The sequence below is a fragment of the Vibrio sp. 2134-1 genome, from assembly GCF_033339495.1.
The window spans coordinates 1-874 of record NZ_JAWOUS010000233.1 but is presented as its reverse complement, the minus strand read 5'-3'; the positions used below and the strand labels follow the sequence as shown (position 1 = coordinate 874).

At 41.6% G+C, this 874-nt stretch carries 1 protein-coding gene; it reads left to right on the top strand.

Going from position 1 to position 874, the window contains the following annotated elements; all coding sequences use genetic code 11:
• Positions 1 to 656, top strand: a 656-nt coding sequence (locus R7R78_RS25145) for an FtsX-like permease family protein (RefSeq protein ID WP_318119563.1), incomplete at its 5' end; no start/stop codon positions are given.
• Positions 657 to 874 lie beyond the last annotated feature (218 nt).

Here is an 874-nt window from a genome sequence, read left to right as displayed (position 1 = left end):
ATTTGGGTATTCAACTTGGAGACAAATTAAGGTTTGTTATCAACAGCCAAAACTTTGATGCGTCGGTGGATACCATTCGCTATGTTGAGTGGCGAGATATGAAGCCTAACTTCTATTTCATCTTTTCTTCTGATGTGATGGCAAATGTTCCGGGTTCATATTTAATTAGCTACCGAATCAATGAAGGAAACGAATCGCTGCTTACATCAATGTCGAGAGCGCACCCAACAGTTTCTGTGTTAGACATCCGAACGATGGGAGAGAAAATACAGGCGCTAATACAACAAATCGTTTCTGCGATCACCATTCTTGCTTTGTTAGGCGTAATTGCAGGGCTATTGCTCATTTTTACATTATTGCGCTTGAGCTTGTCTCAACGTCAGCAAGAAATCCGTCTGTATCGTACGCTTGGCTCAAGCAAAAAACGGATTAATACAACCTTGTGGGCGGAATACGGAATTATGGCGCTTGTCGCAAGTTCTGTCGCCGTTACGGCTGCCGAAGCCTGTGTAGCAGCAGTGATGAAGTATGGGTTTGACCTCAATGCTCAAATTCACCCTGAATTGTGGATAGCTTTACCGTTAGCCACTTTCGTTACACTGGCACTTGTTGTAATGAGTTTGTTGAAAAGATTGCTAACGCCAGTAAACACTTAATACCCATTTATATAACTACCGCGGACTCACTCCATGACATTTTTATTTTAGTTATCCACAAAAACGGTGGATAACTTTTGGGATAACTGGAGAGGTCAAAAATAGGGGTGTTTCCGCAAGCTTTACGCCATGGGTCTTAGAGTGGGATTCTTATATACAACAGGCTAAAAATTCGCTCATCAAACCACTTCGTCAAGCACTTTTTTTGCAATTTTTTT